Origin of the sequence: Protofrankia sp. BMG5.30, assembly GCF_001983005.1 — a bacterium.
Taxonomy (GTDB): Bacteria; Actinomycetota; Actinomycetes; order Frankiales; family Frankiaceae; genus Protofrankia; species Protofrankia coriariae.
This window is the reverse complement of sequence record NZ_MOME01000009.1, coordinates 43,781-59,810: the sequence shown is the minus strand read 5'-3', so window position 1 is coordinate 59,810 and position 16,030 is coordinate 43,781. Positions and strand designations below refer to the sequence as shown.

At 68.2% G+C, this 16,030-nt stretch carries 15 protein-coding genes; 10 read left to right on the top strand and 5 right to left on the bottom strand.

Features of this window, described 5'->3' with window-relative positions; all coding sequences use genetic code 11:
• Positions 1-64 precede the first annotated feature (64 nt).
• Both BL254_RS05185 and BL254_RS25720 read right to left on the bottom strand, forming a co-directional pair.
• Positions 65-916: an MBL fold metallo-hydrolase gene (locus BL254_RS05185; protein WP_047222232.1), complete on the bottom strand. Its 852-nt coding sequence runs from the start codon at positions 914-916 to the stop codon at positions 65-67.
• A gap of 272 nt (positions 917-1,188) precedes the next feature.
• Complete coding sequence (locus BL254_RS25720; RefSeq protein ID WP_139342189.1) at positions 1,189-1,431, bottom strand: hypothetical protein; 243 nt, start codon at positions 1,429-1,431, stop codon at positions 1,189-1,191.
• Between the two features lie 489 nt (positions 1,432-1,920).
• Here BL254_RS25720 and BL254_RS05180 point away from each other — a divergent pair, with 489 nt between their 5' ends.
• The 5 genes from BL254_RS05180 to BL254_RS05160 all read left to right on the top strand — a co-directional run bounded on the left by BL254_RS05180 (position 1,921) and on the right by BL254_RS05160 (position 6,911).
• The gene (locus BL254_RS05180) at positions 1,921-3,645 is read left to right on the top strand and encodes an AMP-binding protein (protein ID WP_076842677.1); all 1,725 of its coding nucleotides are present in this window, start codon (positions 1,921-1,923) and stop codon (positions 3,643-3,645) included.
• 182 nt (positions 3,646-3,827) lie between these two features.
• Positions 3,828-4,616: a ferritin-like domain-containing protein gene (locus BL254_RS05175; RefSeq protein WP_076842676.1), complete on the top strand. Its 789-nt coding sequence runs from the start codon at positions 3,828-3,830 to the stop codon at positions 4,614-4,616.
• Positions 4,617-4,740: 124 nt separating this feature from the next.
• Positions 4,741-5,001 carry an acyl carrier protein gene (locus BL254_RS05170; protein WP_047222229.1) on the top strand — a complete coding sequence of 87 codons (261 nt, stop codon included), beginning with the start codon at positions 4,741-4,743 and terminating at the stop codon, positions 4,999-5,001.
• A complete protein-coding gene (locus tag BL254_RS05165) occupies positions 4,998-5,858 on the top strand; it encodes a cyclopropane-fatty-acyl-phospholipid synthase family protein (RefSeq protein ID WP_076842675.1) in 861 nt (286 codons plus the stop codon). Before BL254_RS05170 ends, BL254_RS05165 begins: the two co-directional genes overlap by 4 nt.
• 171 nt (positions 5,859-6,029) lie before the next feature.
• Complete coding sequence (locus tag BL254_RS05160) at positions 6,030-6,911, top strand: acyl-ACP desaturase (RefSeq protein ID WP_076842674.1); 882 nt, start codon at positions 6,030-6,032, stop codon at positions 6,909-6,911.
• A 57-nt stretch (positions 6,912-6,968) separates the two neighbouring features.
• On the opposite strand, the gene BL254_RS26830 is transcribed toward BL254_RS05160, so the two are convergent.
• Positions 6,969-7,238 (bottom strand): hypothetical protein, encoded by a 270-nt coding sequence (locus tag BL254_RS26830; RefSeq protein WP_047222226.1) that lies wholly within the window; start codon positions 7,236-7,238, stop codon positions 6,969-6,971.
• Positions 7,239-7,765: 527 nt separating this feature from the next.
• Between BL254_RS26830 and BL254_RS05150 the strand changes: the two genes are divergently transcribed.
• Positions 7,766-8,212: a hypothetical protein gene (locus tag BL254_RS05150; protein ID WP_175648292.1), complete on the top strand. Its 447-nt coding sequence runs from the start codon at positions 7,766-7,768 to the stop codon at positions 8,210-8,212.
• Between the two features lie 361 nt (positions 8,213-8,573).
• Positions 8,574-9,098 carry a MarR family winged helix-turn-helix transcriptional regulator gene (locus BL254_RS05145; protein WP_175648291.1) on the top strand — a complete coding sequence of 175 codons (525 nt, stop codon included), beginning with the start codon at positions 8,574-8,576 and terminating at the stop codon, positions 9,096-9,098.
• Positions 9,099-9,136: 38 nt separating this feature from the next.
• Here the strand turns inward: BL254_RS05145 and BL254_RS05140 are convergent, their stop codons facing one another.
• Positions 9,137-9,394 (bottom strand): hypothetical protein, encoded by a 258-nt coding sequence (locus tag BL254_RS05140; RefSeq protein WP_047222224.1) that lies wholly within the window; start codon positions 9,392-9,394, stop codon positions 9,137-9,139.
• A 505-nt stretch (positions 9,395-9,899) separates the two neighbouring features.
• Positions 9,900-10,460: a hypothetical protein gene (locus BL254_RS05135; protein WP_047222223.1), complete on the bottom strand. Its 561-nt coding sequence runs from the start codon at positions 10,458-10,460 to the stop codon at positions 9,900-9,902.
• 492 nt (positions 10,461-10,952) lie between these two features.
• On the opposite strand from BL254_RS05135, the gene BL254_RS25715 reads away from it, so the two are divergent.
• The 3 genes from BL254_RS25715 to BL254_RS24790 all read left to right on the top strand — a co-directional run bounded on the left by BL254_RS25715 (position 10,953) and on the right by BL254_RS24790 (position 15,999).
• Complete coding sequence (locus BL254_RS25715) at positions 10,953-11,273, top strand: hypothetical protein (RefSeq protein ID WP_139342187.1); 321 nt, start codon at positions 10,953-10,955, stop codon at positions 11,271-11,273.
• Positions 11,270-13,642 (top strand): MMPL family transporter, encoded by a 2,373-nt coding sequence (locus BL254_RS05130; RefSeq protein ID WP_076842671.1) that lies wholly within the window; start codon positions 11,270-11,272, stop codon positions 13,640-13,642. The genes BL254_RS25715 and BL254_RS05130 overlap by 4 nt, the downstream gene beginning before the upstream one ends.
• A gap of 299 nt (positions 13,643-13,941) precedes the next feature.
• Entirely contained in the window at positions 13,942-15,999 is a 2,058-nt protein-coding gene (locus tag BL254_RS24790) for a SpoIIE family protein phosphatase (RefSeq protein WP_052914427.1), read from the top strand.
• Positions 16,000-16,030 lie beyond the last annotated feature (31 nt).

Here is a 16,030-nt window from a genome sequence, read left to right as displayed (position 1 = left end):
GGAGGCGCAGCGGCCGGCAGTACGGGCTGGCCGGCGCGGGGCCGGCCGCGGGCGGTCCCGGGAATCATCCGAGAATGCCCCCGGGAATCCACGTGTCGAACCGGGCGGCCGGCGCCGCAATGTGCACCGGGCCGGCGAAGACCTGGCGGGCATCGGCCTGCCGGGCCGCCAGCCACCGCGAGTCGGCGGAGATGAAATGGGTCAGGACGAGTTGCCCGGCGTCTGCCTCGGCCGCCGCGGTACCGGCGTCGGTGGCGCACAGATGACCGTGCGGCCCGTTGTCGGCGAGCTCCAGGGTGGCTTCGGCCAACAACAGGTCCACGTCGCGGGCCAGGGGGATCAACGCGTCGGTCCAACCGGTGTCGCCGGTGTAGGCGAGGCTGCCCGTCGGGCCGTCCAGCCGGACACCGCAGTTGGGGATGGCGTGCCGCAGCGCGTGCATGCTGATCGTGCAGTCACCCACCGTGAAACTCTCGCCCGGGACGTACTCCCGTACGTCAAAGGCGAGGTCGAACGCCCTGTCCAGCAGCGGAATGGTCGCCACCGGAAAAAGCTCCGCGAGCTTCCGCAGGGTCGCGCGCCCACCGGCCGGCACATAGAGCGGAATCGGCGTGAGCGGGGCGGCGTCAGCGGCGTCCCGGATCTCCGGCAGGGTGGGGAAGGACGCGCCATACCGCGCATGCCGGCTCAGGAGAGTTTTTCCGATCGGCAGCAGATCGTAGCAGTGGTCCAGGTGGAAATGACTGATCACTACCGCGTCCAACATTTTTGGATGCCCTATCGAGCTGAGCGCCAGCGCCACACCGGGACCGCAGTCCAGCAGGATCCTGGTGCTGTCAGTGCTCACGAGATAACCCGAACTGCCCTGGCCACCGGAAGGCATTCCCGAACGGCAGCCGAGGACGGTGAGATGCATCTGTGGAATATCCGATCTTCTGAAATACCGGAATCCAGGGACCCCGGAGTACTGGTGTGGTGTGGTGCGCCGAGGCGCTCCGACGGCGCGGTGCGTGGATCTTCGTGATGCCGTCGGGGAACTTTGGAGTTTGGGAATTGGGGGCGCACGGTTCCCCCGGTTCCAGCGATGTTGCTGGCAGCCCGCGGCCCTGGCAACGAGTAACTTTCAGACGTACGATTACGAACGCTTATCGTCACTGCTCACGGCCTTCGTCCGGCCTTCGTCGCCGCTCAGCAGGCCGGGTGTGCCGCTGGGATGCCGTGCCCCGGCCCGGGGTGTGCGCCGGGTACGTCTGGCAGGCCCAGCGGCACCGTCGACACCCGTCCAGGAGCCGGCGCGACGCTCGTCAGCGGTCTGTGGCCTGGAACCCCCTCGGCGGGTATCACCCCCGCGGTGACGCAGGCCCGCAGCGCCGTGGAGTTCATGGCACCCGGCAGGGCGGAGCGAGGGCCGTTCTCAACGGTCCTCGGCATCCCAACGGTCCTTGGCGATGCTCTGGCCGCTGTCTTCGTAGCGGGTCAGAGTCTTCGTGGCGGGTCGGACCGGCAGCGGTTCGGCCACCGCCTGACCGGCGTCCGACACATTACGGCAGGATGTTCACCGGCCGCTTTCCCCAGCTTTCGTCCAGCCCGTCACGGCTCGGTGGTGAACGAGGCACGAAGCGACGACAAATGGTGTGGGAATCCTGCCCGCAAACCATCGGATCCGGCCTCGTCCGATAGCTTTCCCGAATGGATCTATACGATCGGAAAATAACCATTGACGGTCTTCGGCACGCCGCCGAACAATTTTGCCGATGACGGCGTTCACGGCACGGCGGGCACGATTCGCCCACTGGCCACCCAGTGCGCACGTCCCAACCGGCGGTCACCGGAGACGGCGACATGAAGAAACGGCGACGAGAAGAAGGCGACGGCGCGAAGAAGGCGACGGCCGGCTCTTCGTGGACAGAGGGAGGCCGCATGGTCACCGGCACGTTGCACGATGCGCTTGACCGGGTCGCCGCCCACGGCAGGGACACCCGGGTCGACTTCCCGTCTGAGCCGGCGTCGATCACCCTCGGTGAGCTCGCTGACTCCACCCGCGTGATGGCGCGCTCGCTGGCCGCGGCAGGCATCGGGCCTGGCAGCCGGGTCGGGATCTTCAGCCAGAACGCGCCTGAATTCCTCCAGGCGCTGTTCGCCATCACCAGGACCGGCGCGGCGGCCTGCCCGTTGCCGCTGCCCACGGCGGCCTGGGATCTGGCGGGGCACGCGCACCGGCTGGCGCGGATCGTGTCGGTCGCGGGCATCCGCGATGTGGTCGTCTCCTCCCGCTTCCGGGGGCTGGCCAGCCGTTTCGACGGCGCCGTGGGCAATGTGGCCTTCGTCTGCGCCGGCGATCTGTTGGCAGCCGCGCCTGCGTCCGGGCGGCTGCCCCTGGTCGACGCGGCCGAGATGGCCATCGTCCAGTTCACCTCGGGAAGCACCGCCGCTCCCAAGGGGGTCCGGCTTACCCACGCCAACACGCTCGCGGGCWTCGAAGCGATCAGTGAAGGGATCGCCCTCGGCCGGGACGGCGACGGAGGCGGGAGCTGGCTGCCCCTCTTCCACGACATGGGCCTGTTCGCGACCCTGTCCGCGATCCTGCGCAACGTCCCCATGACGGTGTGGTCACCCGCGTCCTTCGTCAAGGACCCGGCGCGATGGCTGCGCCAGTTCCTGGCGTCCGGGGCGACGATCTCCCCCGCTCCCAACTTCGGCTACGACCAGTTGGTCGCGGCCATGCCCCCGCTGGAGGTGGCGGGGCTGGACATGCGGCACTGGCGGGTCGCCTTCAACGGCGCCGAGCCCGTCGCCCTGGCGTCGGTCGAACGGTTCCTGGAACACTTCGCGCCGGCCGGTTTCGCCCCTGAGGCGATGTTCCCGGTGTACGGGATGGCCGAGGCGACGCTGGCAGTCACCTTTCCTCCGCTGGGCCGGCCGCCGGTGTCGGTCTGGGTCGACCGGGACCTGCTGGCCAACGCCGGGCGCGTCTGGCAGGTGCCCCCCGGGCATCCACACGCGCGGGCCGTCGTCGCTGTGGGCCGGCCGGTACGCGGAGTCGACCTGCGGCTCTCCGGCCCCGATGCCGGCAGGCTGCCCGTCGACGACCAACAGGTCGGCGAGATCGAGATTTGCGGGGATCCGGTGACGTCCGGCTATCTGCTGGCGGAGGGGACCGACGACGACACCTTCACCGCGGACGGTTGGCTGCGCACCGGAGACCTGGGCTTCCGACTGGATGGCGACGTGTTCGTCACGGGACGAACAAAGGAAATGATCATCGTTCATGGGGCGAACTTCTACCCCGAGGACGTCGAAGGCATCGCCCGCGACATCCCTGGGGTCTTCAAGCGCCGCTGCGTGGCCGTTGCCGGCCGCACCCATGACAGTGATCGTGACGGCGGCCGAGACGGACGCGGCAAGGGTGCCGACGGAAGCGACGGCGACGGGGCGGAAGTGATCACTCTGCTCGCGGAGACGAGTCTCGACGACCCGGCCGCGCGTGACCGRCTCGCCGGTGACCTGCGCGCCCAGATCACCGGAACACTCGGCCTGTCCGACCTGGCGGTACACCTGGTGCCCCCGAGCACGCTCCCCCGCACATCCAGCGGCAAGTTCCAACGCCTGGCCATCCGCGAACAATCATGGAAGTCTCCGCTCTGACATCGCGGGCCCGCCGCCCAGTTCTCCAGCGCAACAGAGCCCGGTGTAGCAGAGCCCGATGTAGCAGCCCGATGTGCTCYGGCCACGAAGCCCGCACGCCCGTGACCCCCACGCGGGCAGCCCGGGACGGCCCGGCCCTGAAGCCCGCAGCAGCCCGCACGCGAAGTCCGCGAAGGAAGCCGATGCACAGTTACGATGTCTTCCGCCAGTATGAACGTCATCAGTGGCAACTCGCCGACCTGCCGTTCGACGAGATCGATCGTGACCTGGTCGACCCCGACTACGTCACGCTGGCGAAAAGCGCGGTGATGGGCGAGTCGAACTCGATAGCCGCCCAGCACGGCTTTTTCAACGAATTCGTCGATGACTACGACTTCTCCGCGTTCGTGGCGATCTGGGGTTTTCAGGAACTTCAGCACCACTACGCGTTCCGGGCCTGGCTGGAAGCTCTGGACGTCCACATCGACGCGGCTCCGGTCGAAGCGATGCGGGAACCGTACGCGCCCGGCACGACACCGGCCGCCACCCTCGCGACAAATATCATTTCGGAACTGACGGTGAACCACGTCTACCGGGCCGTCTCGGACTGGGTGGCCGAACCGGTGCTGCGGACAATCATGCGGGACGCCAGCCGGGACGAGGCAGCCCACGCCCGCGAGTTCATCTACTTCGCCCRCAGGCGGCTGGCCGCACATCCGCGGGAGCTGCCGTCGGTGCTCGAAACGCTCTATGTGTACACCTCCGACACACGGATCAGGCATCCGGTAAGCGTCTTCAAAAGCGAACTGCCGGAACTGCGCGAGTACGAAACGATAGACACCGGCTTCGAGTTCTTCCTGACCAAGGTCGGCGGTGCCGGCGAACTCGACCRCCTCCAGGTGAAGATCCGCCGGGCCTTCGGCGCCCTGACCGGTCTGGACCTCGCCAGCAACGCGCGTATCCGGCGCGCGCTGGCCGAAGCACTGGTATGACACCGGCCGTATCCGGTCCGGCCGGTCTGGCCAGCGGGACAGATCCGGCCAGAGATCGCGTGACCATCCTTTTCGCGCCGTCAGCAACCCTGTGCTGTGGGGCAAAATATGTTTTGGAGTAAAATTGTCCGTCACCCATGAACAGATCGTCGCTGTTGTCACCGACATCGTGACCGGCGAACTCGGCCTCGCCGCCGACAGCGTGGCCTCGGCCACCGACCTCCGCTCGATCGAGGGGGCTGACTCGGTCAAGGTACTCCGGATGATCTCCAGAATCGAGCGGCATTTCGACATCGAACTGGAGGACGAAGACGTCTTCGGTATCTCCTCCGTCCACGACATCGCGCTGGTGGTGGCGAAGGTCCTCACACCGGATCCGTCATGATGACGATCACAGGCCCGAGAACGGACACCGCCCTCGCCGACACCAACCAGCACTACGACCTCGACCCGGAGATCTTCGGACTCTTCCTCGACCCGTCGCGCAAGTACAGTTGCGGGCTGTACCGGTCCGAGACGGACACCCTGGCGGACGCTCAGATCAATAAGCTGCGCTTCGTCGCCGAGCGCCTGGGGCTGCGAGGCGGCGAGCGGCTGCTCGACGTGGGCTGCGGCTGGGGCTCCCTGCTGCTGTTCATGGCGCGGGAACACGCCTGCCGGGCAACCGGCATCAGCCCGGCGGCCCGCCAGCACGCCTACATCAGCGGCCGGGCCCGTGAACTCGGCGTGGCCGACCAGGTCAGCACCTGGCAGGGGCATTTCGAGGAGATCGACCTGCCTGCCGGCAGCTTCGACGCGGTGACCATGCTCGGATCCATCGTGCACATGCCCGATCTGACCGCCGTGTTCGCGAGGGCCCGGGCGCTGCTGCGTCGCGGTGGCACCCTTTACGTGTCGGAAAGCTGCTTTCGCAACGCGGCCGCGCACGGGGCGTTCCACCGTCGCGCCGGCACCCGGTTCGTCGGCGAAACAATCTTCGGCTGGGGAGACATGCGCCCGCTGTCCGACCTGGTCCGTGGCGCCGAGGACGCCGGATTCTCCATCGTCGGCCTGGACGACCTCACCGCGGACTACCGCCGCACGATCGACGACTGRCTGACGAACGTCCGCTCCGCCACCGACGACATCGAACGGATCCGACCGGGTCTTACCGGCGAACTCGAACGCTACCTGGAGATCGCCAACGCCGGGTGGGGTTACACCACCAAGCACTACGCCCTGACGTGCCGAAAGACACGATGACGGAATCCCGGGCGTGACAAAAATACGATCACAGCGCCTTTCGGCCTTTGTCAGGGGCACTCCGGCCTGCTGGACCAGGGCATATTCCCCGACCTGCGACACTGTCGCCGCTCCGGCCCGGTGGCCGTCTGTCGGGCCAGCAAGAATGTTGGAAAAGCGGTGGGAGGATCGATGACCGTCGTGGACGGAACCCCGGCGGCAGTGCCGTCCGAACAGGATGTGAGCCGGCTCCTGCCGGCCGCCGACATCGAGCATGCGGTCACCTCGTTCATGGCTGCCTCGCCATCGGCACGCCGCTTCGACGTGGAGGGCGACTTCGACTGGAGCAGTGCGGACTGCGGGAGACTGACCGAGGGGCAACGGTCCGCGGTCCGTTTCGTCACTCTGATCGAGGATCACCTTCCCGGCTACTTCGCTCTCTACAACCGGTTCTTCCCCCTCGACGAGGATGTCGACCCGGCGGACTTCGTCCGTAACCGGGAGCTGTACCACTTCACGGTCCGCTGGGCGCAGGAGGAGGACACTCATGCCCGCGCTMTCTTCCGCTATCAGGTGGCCTCCGGGCTCGCCGAACCCGAACGGTTGCGCCTCGAGCTCGCCGAGGAAGGCCGGCGGAGGTTCATCCTGCCCTTCGACAGTCCGGTCTCGCTGTTCACCTACACCCTCGTGCAGGAGAAAGCGACGCAGCTCTACTACCAGCAGCTCCGCGCCGTGATCGACGAGCCGGTTCTCGCGGAGATCCTGAACCGGCTCAGCCGGGACGAGGCCCGTCACTTCTCGTTCATGGCAGACATGGTGGAGCGATATCTGATCCGGTACGGCGACGCCGTCGTGGAACCGATTCGGGACGTGATAGCGAACTTCCGGATGCCGCTGGCGGACACCATCAAGGGATACTGGCGGTGGGCGCTGCGGATCGCGGACACCGCAYGATACGACCATACCGACGCCTACGARCATCTGATCCGGGTCATCAGGCACGCCGTCGACGCACCATCAGACCGGGTGGAGGCGCTGACCCAGTTCATCTCCGCCTGCCGCACCCCGGTGTAAACCCGTTCCACACCACCGCGTGGGCGGACCACCGGCCCGATCGATTCAGCGGCCTTTTCACGCCACCCACCGGACCCTGCGGATCCGCGGCGGAAGATGGAAACGGACGGCACCGACAGCATAGTCGTCCCAGCCGCATTCCATGGCATACCCGTCGGCAGCGGCGGCGCTTTCAAACAGAATCACCACCTCCGTGACGGTCGATCGGTCGTCCCCACCGAAGAGAACCGCCGCGTACAGCGATGGTGGCGATTCCGCCGCGGGCCCGGACGACGGCCGCCGTGCCGGCTGCCGCGACAACTGCCGCGACAGCGGTACGGCCGTCATTTCGACTCCTTCCGGCCACGGTACGGCGTCCGCTGCATCCACGGCATCCACGGCATCCACGGCATCCACGGCATCCACGGCATCCACTGTGCCCACAGCGTCCACGGGGCGGATACGCCTGCCCCGCCTCCGCGAGCATCCGGACCTGGAATCGTCACAGTTTGTCATCGCCAGCCCTTCAGATCGCTGCCTGAGATCACTTCCGGGGATCACTTCCTGTTCGAGGCGGCTGTCATGACGAGCGACGCACGGCTCGACGGCTTCGCTGGACAGCGTCACTGGCGACACCCGCTGGGGCAGGATTCGCCTGTCACGGAACAGTGAACATCAGCGCCGTGGCAGAATGCAGCGCCTGTGTCTGGTAGATCCCAAGTCGATCGTCGGGACGGAAACCGACACGAGAATGGCATCAAACTGGTAGCCGAGAGACCGACGTAGTCCCCCGAACACCTACCGCGCGGCGAACTGGTACAGAAAACTGGTAGCTACCAGACCGGCTACGCGGAAAGGAACGGCCAAATCACACGATGGAAACAGCAACAGCGCAACAAATTCACAACCAGCTCATCCGGATGCTCCGTCGCGGCGGCCGTCCCGCCGAGCTGATCACATACGCTCCGGAGTTCGTCGACCTGGTCTGGCCCGCCGAGGCGGGCATGCCCCGGCAGGCCATCCACGAMCGGGCGCTGCGCGCGCACCGGATGCTCACCGCCGCCGTCGCCGCCATGGAACAGCCGCACAGCGAAGCAATCGGAATCATGCTGTGCCTGTGGCCGGGCACCCTCGGCCTGACCCTTGACCAGCGCCGAGAACGGGCCGCCCGCCTTTTCGGTATCCAGTCCGACACCTTCCGCCGCTCGGCCCATGAGGGGCGCCTCGTTCTCAACCTCTCCCTGGAGATCTACCAGCGGGTCCGGGACCGCCACGATCGGCGGCGGACCCTGCCCACCGCGGACCACGACGGCGCGCTGTGAACCGGCACAGCACGAACCCGGCACGGCATGAACCAGCAGCGACCGAGAAGGTTCCCCGGGCCGTTTCCCGGGCGCCCTGGCCTGGCTTCTGGAACAGCGGTGACCGGACCATGCGTAATCCAGTGAAGAGTAGCGACCACCTACGGATACCAGTGAATTCCGCTGGTTTACGGCGACCAGTAACCATGGAATCTCCCCTGGATACCGCTGTCGCCATATCGCCTGACCGACTGTCGTGACCCAGGGCATTATCGGCGCGAAAAATCCTGGATCCGGGAATGTCACGGCCGTCCCGCCGGGAAGGTGCGCTCGGCCCGCCGGCGGACCGGACCATCGTTACCATGGGGCAATGACCGTGCCCGTGCAGTCAACCAGCAGTCCGCCGTCCGTGGGACGCCGGCCGTCCCCGGCCGTCGACGGGGATTCAGGCCTACCCGAGAACGACAAAGGCAGCCGTATCGACCCGGCATTCKTGACCGCGCTGCGAACGTCGATAACCAGACTTGCGCGCGCACAGCGGGCCGAACGACAACGGGATCCGCAGGCACTTCCGGTCAGTCTGATATCGGCCCTGTCCACACTGCAACGGCTGGGCCCGCTGACTCCGACACAGCTCGCGCATCTGGAAGGCGTACGCAAACCATCGATGACCCGTGCGCTGGCGACTCTCGCCGAACGCGGCCTAGTGATCAGGGAACACGACGAGTACGACGGCCGGCAGTTCATCGTGCGGATCTCCGCCGAAGGCCTTGCCGCGGTCGCCCGCTCACGCGACATCGTCGACGGCTGGTATTTCCGGCGGCTGCGGCAGCTGGACCAGCAGGACCTGACAGACCTCATGCGCGCCGGCGGAGCACTCGTACGACTGGYCAACGAGACGGCCTGACCCGGCAACAGGTTCGAGCGGTGCCAGGCGGATTCGCCTCAGGATGGCTGGTCACGATTATCGGTGGACTGCCGGCGGGTGCTGACCGGCGCCGGCTCCACATCCCGCTCCGGGGGCGGGCGCAGCAGAACGAACGAAAACAGGTAGATTGCCAGATAGCTCAGGACCGCGGCGAACGCAAGCAGATCCAGCGATTCGGCAAAAGCAAGGACAACAAGCAACAGAATACCACTGCCCAGTCCGACGAGAAGACGCGGCGGCACATCGATGGCAAACCGGTCAGGACGTTCTGACATGTCTCACGTTGTTCCTGATAAAAGGCCGTCTCCGGGCATTCCACATGACTGGCCGGGGGCCGGACGGCTGCCGGGTCCGGAGAGCTCGTGAAGCTCCCCACCGGCAACTGTCCCGCCTGCCGCCGCAGGGCCGGCATCCCGGGACCACCGACATGTCGCGGACATTCCCGGCCGGCCCGCTCACGGAACTGCCGTCAACGTGCTCCAAGGAAGTCTGCGCCCCTTTGCCGGATGCGGCGGCGGATGCGGCAACCCGGCCGCGAGCCGGAGCATACCGTGCGCCGGCACCGGCGCGGAATATCCGGGCCGCCGGTCCGACCAGTCGGGGTATCGGCCTGACCCGACCATCGTCACAGCATCTATGTTCACGATTTTACTGCGCTGGAAAGTCTGCAGGATATCGAACGGGCCCGGTACCGGCGGAAACAGCCGGAACGGCCCCGGCCCCTGACCGTCAGAAATTATTCCTTGCTGTCAGAAATTGGTTCTGGACCGTCAGAACACGTCACCGGCTGGGCCGCGGAGGAACCGGCGTCGGCTCCGCGGACGACGGCACCGGCCCGGGCGCCGCGGTGGTGCTGGCCGGCTCGGGCGCGGTGGTCGCCGGGCCCGGCGTCGGCTGCCGCCTCGTAGGAGCGGGCGTCGGGGACGCCGAGGCGGGTCCCGGCACGTCCGGGCCACCGGTCGGACGGCCGCCAACGGCGGTGGCGCCCTGCTCCGCGCCCTGGCCCGCGGGCTGCTCACCGGGCGGCGCGCTCGAGCCCGGCGTGCTGGCGGCCAGCGAGGCCAGGGCGGCCGGGACGGCCGGCGCGGTATCCGGTGACACACCGGCGACCGGGACGACGCCCGCGCCAACGGGCGCTGTCGACACACTCGCTGTCGCACTTGGCGGTGATTCAGGAGCGGTATCGATGATGATGTCACCTGGATCGCCGTTTTGAGCACTTTTCGTGGTCAGATAGCTGGCCGTCCCGCCGAGAACAGCCCCGACGACGAGCATCAGCAGGAAGACCGTCGCAAGCTGCCGCCCGGATCCGCCAGCCGTGAGGGTGGACCGGGTCGTCATGGCCTCTCCTCGTATGGCCGGAGGCCGGGCCTCCCGAATCCCTGGGCGCGAAAGAAGCATGATCCGCTCACCGTCGGCTCTTTCGGTGGTTMGGCCACCAACCATACTGGGCGGCCACAAACACCCGTGGCCAGTGTCCGGTAGAACACACCGGCCCACCTTGCGGTGCGCTGGTTCCGGAGCCGGTACGAATCCCTGTTCACCGAACGGCCCATGGCCGGGCCCGGGCCGTGACACGGCCATGGACGAACCGGCCGGAAGCCCGTCAGCGGAATCCCCGGAACATCACCGGAGATAAATCACACAACTGATATAGACAGTTTGCCCGTATCTGGACGGGCGGCGACGTCCGGTACCGAAAAGCGGCTGGTGCCCGCCGGCGTGGGCGATGGCGACGAATCGACGGGGAGGTCCGCACCGATGCCACGCCGAGGTTTTGCCCTACCATCGGCACGAGCACTCAACAGAAACCAATCGTCGGGGAAAACTCTGGTGAACGAAGTCGCGATCGTCGAGCTTGCCTCCTCATCTCCGGAAGCGGCCGGCGGAGATCTTTTCCGGTGCCTGCCGCAGCAGCCAGGAGGGCAGTTCAGCGATACCGCGCAAAGCCGTTCGCGGCTCGGGAACCAACACCATCGGAATAGTCGGGAGAACCCGGGTGGCACCGATACCGGCCGGATTTCCGGCCCCGGTGACAGTGCGCCGGGCAGCGCGCTGGGCAGCATGACGGGCGGCGCGCTGGGTACTGTGGTCGCGGCCGGCTGGGCCGAGGACACGCTCCGCCCGGACCGGAAGGATGGTTCACCGCGATGAAGACGTCACCACCACACGGTGGCTCATCGCCGGAATCCCAGCTCCACGAGCCTCATGCCACCGGACGGCACCGGCCCCGGGTCCCCCTGCCGCGAGGCGTGGGGCGCGGCCCCGCCGTCCACCCACGGGTACGCCCGCGGATACGCAGCCGGCTGCTGCGCGCCATCGTCACCCGTCCCCGCACGATCCTGCTCGTCACGGTGGTGGTGACGATCCTCGCCGCCATCGTCGGCGTCGGGGCGGTCAGCCGGATGAAGACCGGCGGATTCGACGATCCTGGCTCGGACTCGGTCCGCGGCACGCAGGCCCTCCTGGACAGGTTCGGCTCGGCCGATCCGAACCTGGTCGTCCTGATCGGCTCCACCGCCGGCGTCGAGACGCCGGCGGTTCGGACGAAGGGACAGGACGTCAYCGCCACGCTGCGGCGCGAGCCGGGCCTGCAGGTGGTGGCCTCCTACTGGGAGACGCCCGTGGCCGAGCTGCGCGGCCGCTCCGGCGACGTCGGCCTGATCGTCGCCCATGTCGACGGTGACCAGGACGAAAGCGCCGAGCACACCGGACGGCTGCACGACCTGCTCACCCGGGCGGAAGGCCCCACCGACGGCGTCACCGTCTCCCTCGGCGGGCTCACTCAGATCAACAACGACATCAACACGCAGGTCACCAAGGATCTGGCCAGGGCCGAATCCATCGCCATCCCGGTCACTCTCGCCCTGCTGCTGGTGGTCTTCGGCACCGTGGTCGCGGCGGGCATCCCGCTGATCATCGGTATTCTGTCGATCATCGGGACGCTCGGCGCGCTCGCAATCCTGGCCACCCTCACCGAGGTCTCGGTGTTCGCGGTCAACCTCACCACCGCGCTCGGGCTCGGGCTCGCCATCGACTACTGCCTGCTGTTCATCTCCCGTTACCGCGAGGAACGCAGACGCCACTACGGCACCGTCGCAGCCCTGGACGCGACCATGCGCAGCGCCGGCCGGACGATCGTGTTCAGCGCCGCCACCGTCGCCGCGGCCCTGTGCTGCCTGCTGGTCTTCCCACAGTACTTCCTGCGCTCGTTCGCCTTCGCCGGCGTCGCGGTCGTGGCGATCACCCTGGTTGGGGCGTTGATCATCCTGCCGGCCCTGCTGCTCCTGCTGCGGGGCCGGATCGAACGCTGGCCGCTGCCCTGGCGCCGCCGCTCGACTCGGACCAAGGGCCGGACCAGGAGTCGGGCCAGGAGCCAGACCAGCGGCCTCAGCGCGGTCGGCCGGGTCGCCGCCGTGGCCTGGCGGTACCCCGCCCGCACCGCCATCCCCACCCTCGCCGTCCTGCTCCTGCTCGGCGTCCCCTTCCTGCACGTCACCTTCGGCGTCCCTGACGACCGTGTCCTGCCCACCAGCGCCGAAAGCCGCCAGACCGCCGACCGGCTGCGCGCCGACTTCGCAGCCCCCGCCACCGGCGCCCTCGCCATCATCGCCACCACCTGGGGCACCGGCCCCGCCGCCGCCACCGACACCTCCACCTACGCCAGCCGGCTGTCCGCCATCCCGGGTGTCGACCGCGTCGACAGCGCCGCCGGCTCCTACACCGCCGGCCGCCTGAGTACCCCACCCACCCCGGCCACCGCCGCCCGCTTCGCCAACGGCGCCGCCACCTGGTTCTCCATCCTCAGCCGCACCGAGCCCTACTCCCCCGCCGGTGCCCACCTCGCCCACGCCGTGYGCGCCGCCCCCGTCCCCCAGCACCACCGGGTTCTCGTCACCGGCCAGGCGGCTCAGCTCCTCGACATCACCGGCTCCATCGGCCACCATCTCCCGCTGGYCCTCGCCCTCATCGCCATCATCACCTTCACCGTTCTGTTCCTGCTCACCGGCAGCGTCGTCCTGCCGCTCAAGGCCCTCGTGTTCAACCTGCTCAGCCTCAGCGCCGTCTTCGGCGCCATGGTCTGGATCTTCCAGGACGGCCATCTCGCCGGCCCGCTCGGCATCACCCCCGCACCTCTTCCGGTCGCCATCCCCGTCCTGCTGTTCTGCATCACCTACGGGCTGTCCATGGACTACGCCGTCTTCGTCCTCGCCCGTATCCGCGAACAGCACGACAGCGGCACCACGCTGCGGCAGGCCGTCATCACCGGTCTGTCCCGCAGCGGACGGATCATCAGCGCCGCCGCGCTCATCCTCGCCGTGTCCTTCTTCTCGACCCTGGTCTCCGGGGTGTCGTTCATCAAACTCTTCGGCCTCGGCACCGGGCTCGCCATCCTCCTCGACGCCCTGATCGTCCGCCCCGTCCTYGTCCCGGCGTTCATGCGCCTGGCCGGCGACTGGAACTGGTGGGCGCCCCGCCCCCTGCGCGCCCTGCACAACCGCATCGGCATCCGCGAACAGTGACCCGCTGGTGATCCACACTCGGTGGGACGCCACGCGGCAGTGAGCACGCCCACACGGCTGTGATCGCTGTTGGCGGTAATCCGGCGGGATAATGGACTGTTCTGTCCTATCGGGTAACGAGGCACGATGCCTCGTGGTTGACTTGTCGAGCCGGGCCGATGCCTACCCGTGAGACCCCGCGGACCAGTCGCGATCCACCAGCTCCCCCCCACCTGAGCTGTCGCCGTCGGTCATCAGGGTGTGCCCCGGGCCGGCGACGCCGGCAGGCGGGAACGCCGACAGTCAGTGGGGAGCGTGACGTGGGATCGGGTGGTGACGACAGACCCCGGCTTCACCGACATGCGAACGACCTGCCGGCGCCGCCCGGCTCCGACGGCGGCGGGCCGGCACGCGTGCTGCTCGCGCTGGACACGGCGGGCGTGGGCATCTGGGAGTGGGACGTCGCCACCAACCGGCTGCGCTGGGATCAGCGCACCGCCGACCTGCACGGTGTCGAGCTGGGTTCCTTCGCCGGGACGGCCGAGGCCTTCTTCTCCTGTGTGCACCCGAGCGACCTGCCGTTCCTGCGGGCGCGGATGGACACGGTGCTGGCGACCGGCGAGTCCTTTCTCGAGGAGTTCCGGGTGGTGCGCCCGGACGGTTCACCTGTCTGGCTCCAGGTCCGCGGCGGGATAGTCGGCGACGACGCCGGCCGGGTGGTGCGCGTGGCCGGGATCTGTACCGACACCACCGGGCTGCGCGCCGGCCGCGAGCAGGCTGGACGCGCTCTGCAGCAGGTCAGTGACGGCGTGGTGGTATTCGACAACGACAGCCGGTTCGTGTTCGTCAACACGGTCATGAGCCGACTGCTCGGTTGTGACACCTGTGAGCTGGTGGGCGAACAGTTTCTGGATCTTGAACCGTCGCTCATGGGGCCGGCGTTCGAAAAGCTGTACCTGCAGGCGCTGGACACCCAGCTGCCGGTGGAGTCCGAGGCCGACTACGCGGCCTTCGGCGGGCATTTCGAGGTCCGGCTGTTCCCCTCCCCGGAGGGGATAACYGCGTATTTCCGCAACGTCGACGAGCGCCGCCGCGCGGAGGCACACCGCGCGGCACTGATCACGTCGTTGTCGTCGGCGCTCGGCCGCGCCCGCCAGCTGTTCGACGTGACCGCCGCGCTCGGCCAGGCCCTGACCGTCCCGGATGTCGCGGACGTGATCGTCCGATCGGCCTGGGACGACCTCGGCGCGGACTGCGCCATCATCATGCTGGTCGGCGACGAGGGACGGGTACGGGTGGTCACCCCGACCGTCCAGTCCGAACGGATCAGCCGGCTCCTGGAGCTGATCTCCGCACGGGGAACCGCGGCCACCCCGGACGTCCTGCGCACGGCCCGGGCCCGCTTCGACTCCCGGGCGGAGCACCTGGCCGACTATCCGCACGCCATGTCCCTGCTCGAAGCGGCCGCCGTCGCGTGGATAGCCCACATCCCACTGATCGTCTCCGGGCAGCCGATCGGAGTGATCGTGCTGCTGTGGGAGAGCGATCGGGTCTTCGACGCCGACGAGCGGGCCTTCCTGACCACCCTCGCCGGGCACTGYGCGCACGCCCTCGAACGGGTACGCCTGTACGAGAAACAACTGTCGGTGTCAGAAGCGCTCCAACGGGCGATTCTTCCCCAGCGCCTACCGGAGCTGGCCGGTGTGGAACTGACCGCCCGGTACCTGCCCGCCGGCCGGGACGTCGACGTCGGCGGTGACTGGTACGACGCGCTGGTACTCCCGACCGGCGAGCTCACCCTGATCGTGGGAGACGTCGGCGGCCACGGCCTGCGGGCGGCCACGGTCATGGCCGAACTGCGGCACGCGGCGCGCGCCTACGCGCTGCTCAGCCATCCTCCCGCCATGATCACCAGCCAGCTGTCGTCCAACCTCGCAGCCAGCGAATCGGCGGTCTACGCCACCGCGGTGGTCGCCTGCCTCGACATGGCCGAGAAAACGCTGACCTGGTCGTGCGCGGGCCACCCGCCGCCGCTGCTCCTCGACGGTGACTGCCCGGCCTTCCTGGAGGTTGTCCACGGCCCGATCCTCGGCGCCGTGGACAACCTCGCCTACCGGCAGGACACCGTCACGCTGCCGACCCGAGCCCGCCTGCTGCTCTACAGCGACGGCCTGGTGGAGCGCCGGGACGCCTCCATCACCGACCGGCTCGCCGTCCTGGCAACGGTCGCGGCACAGTCCGACACACTCAGCCTGGACGCTCTCTGCGACCGGCTGCTGACAGAAGTCGCCGGCCCCAGCGGCCGGGAAGACGATCTGTGCCTGCTCGCTGCCGACATTCACGGCCCTGGCAGCCATACCCGGACGCCGACCGGCTGACACCCCGCCTCCGGTCAACCGCCGCCCAACT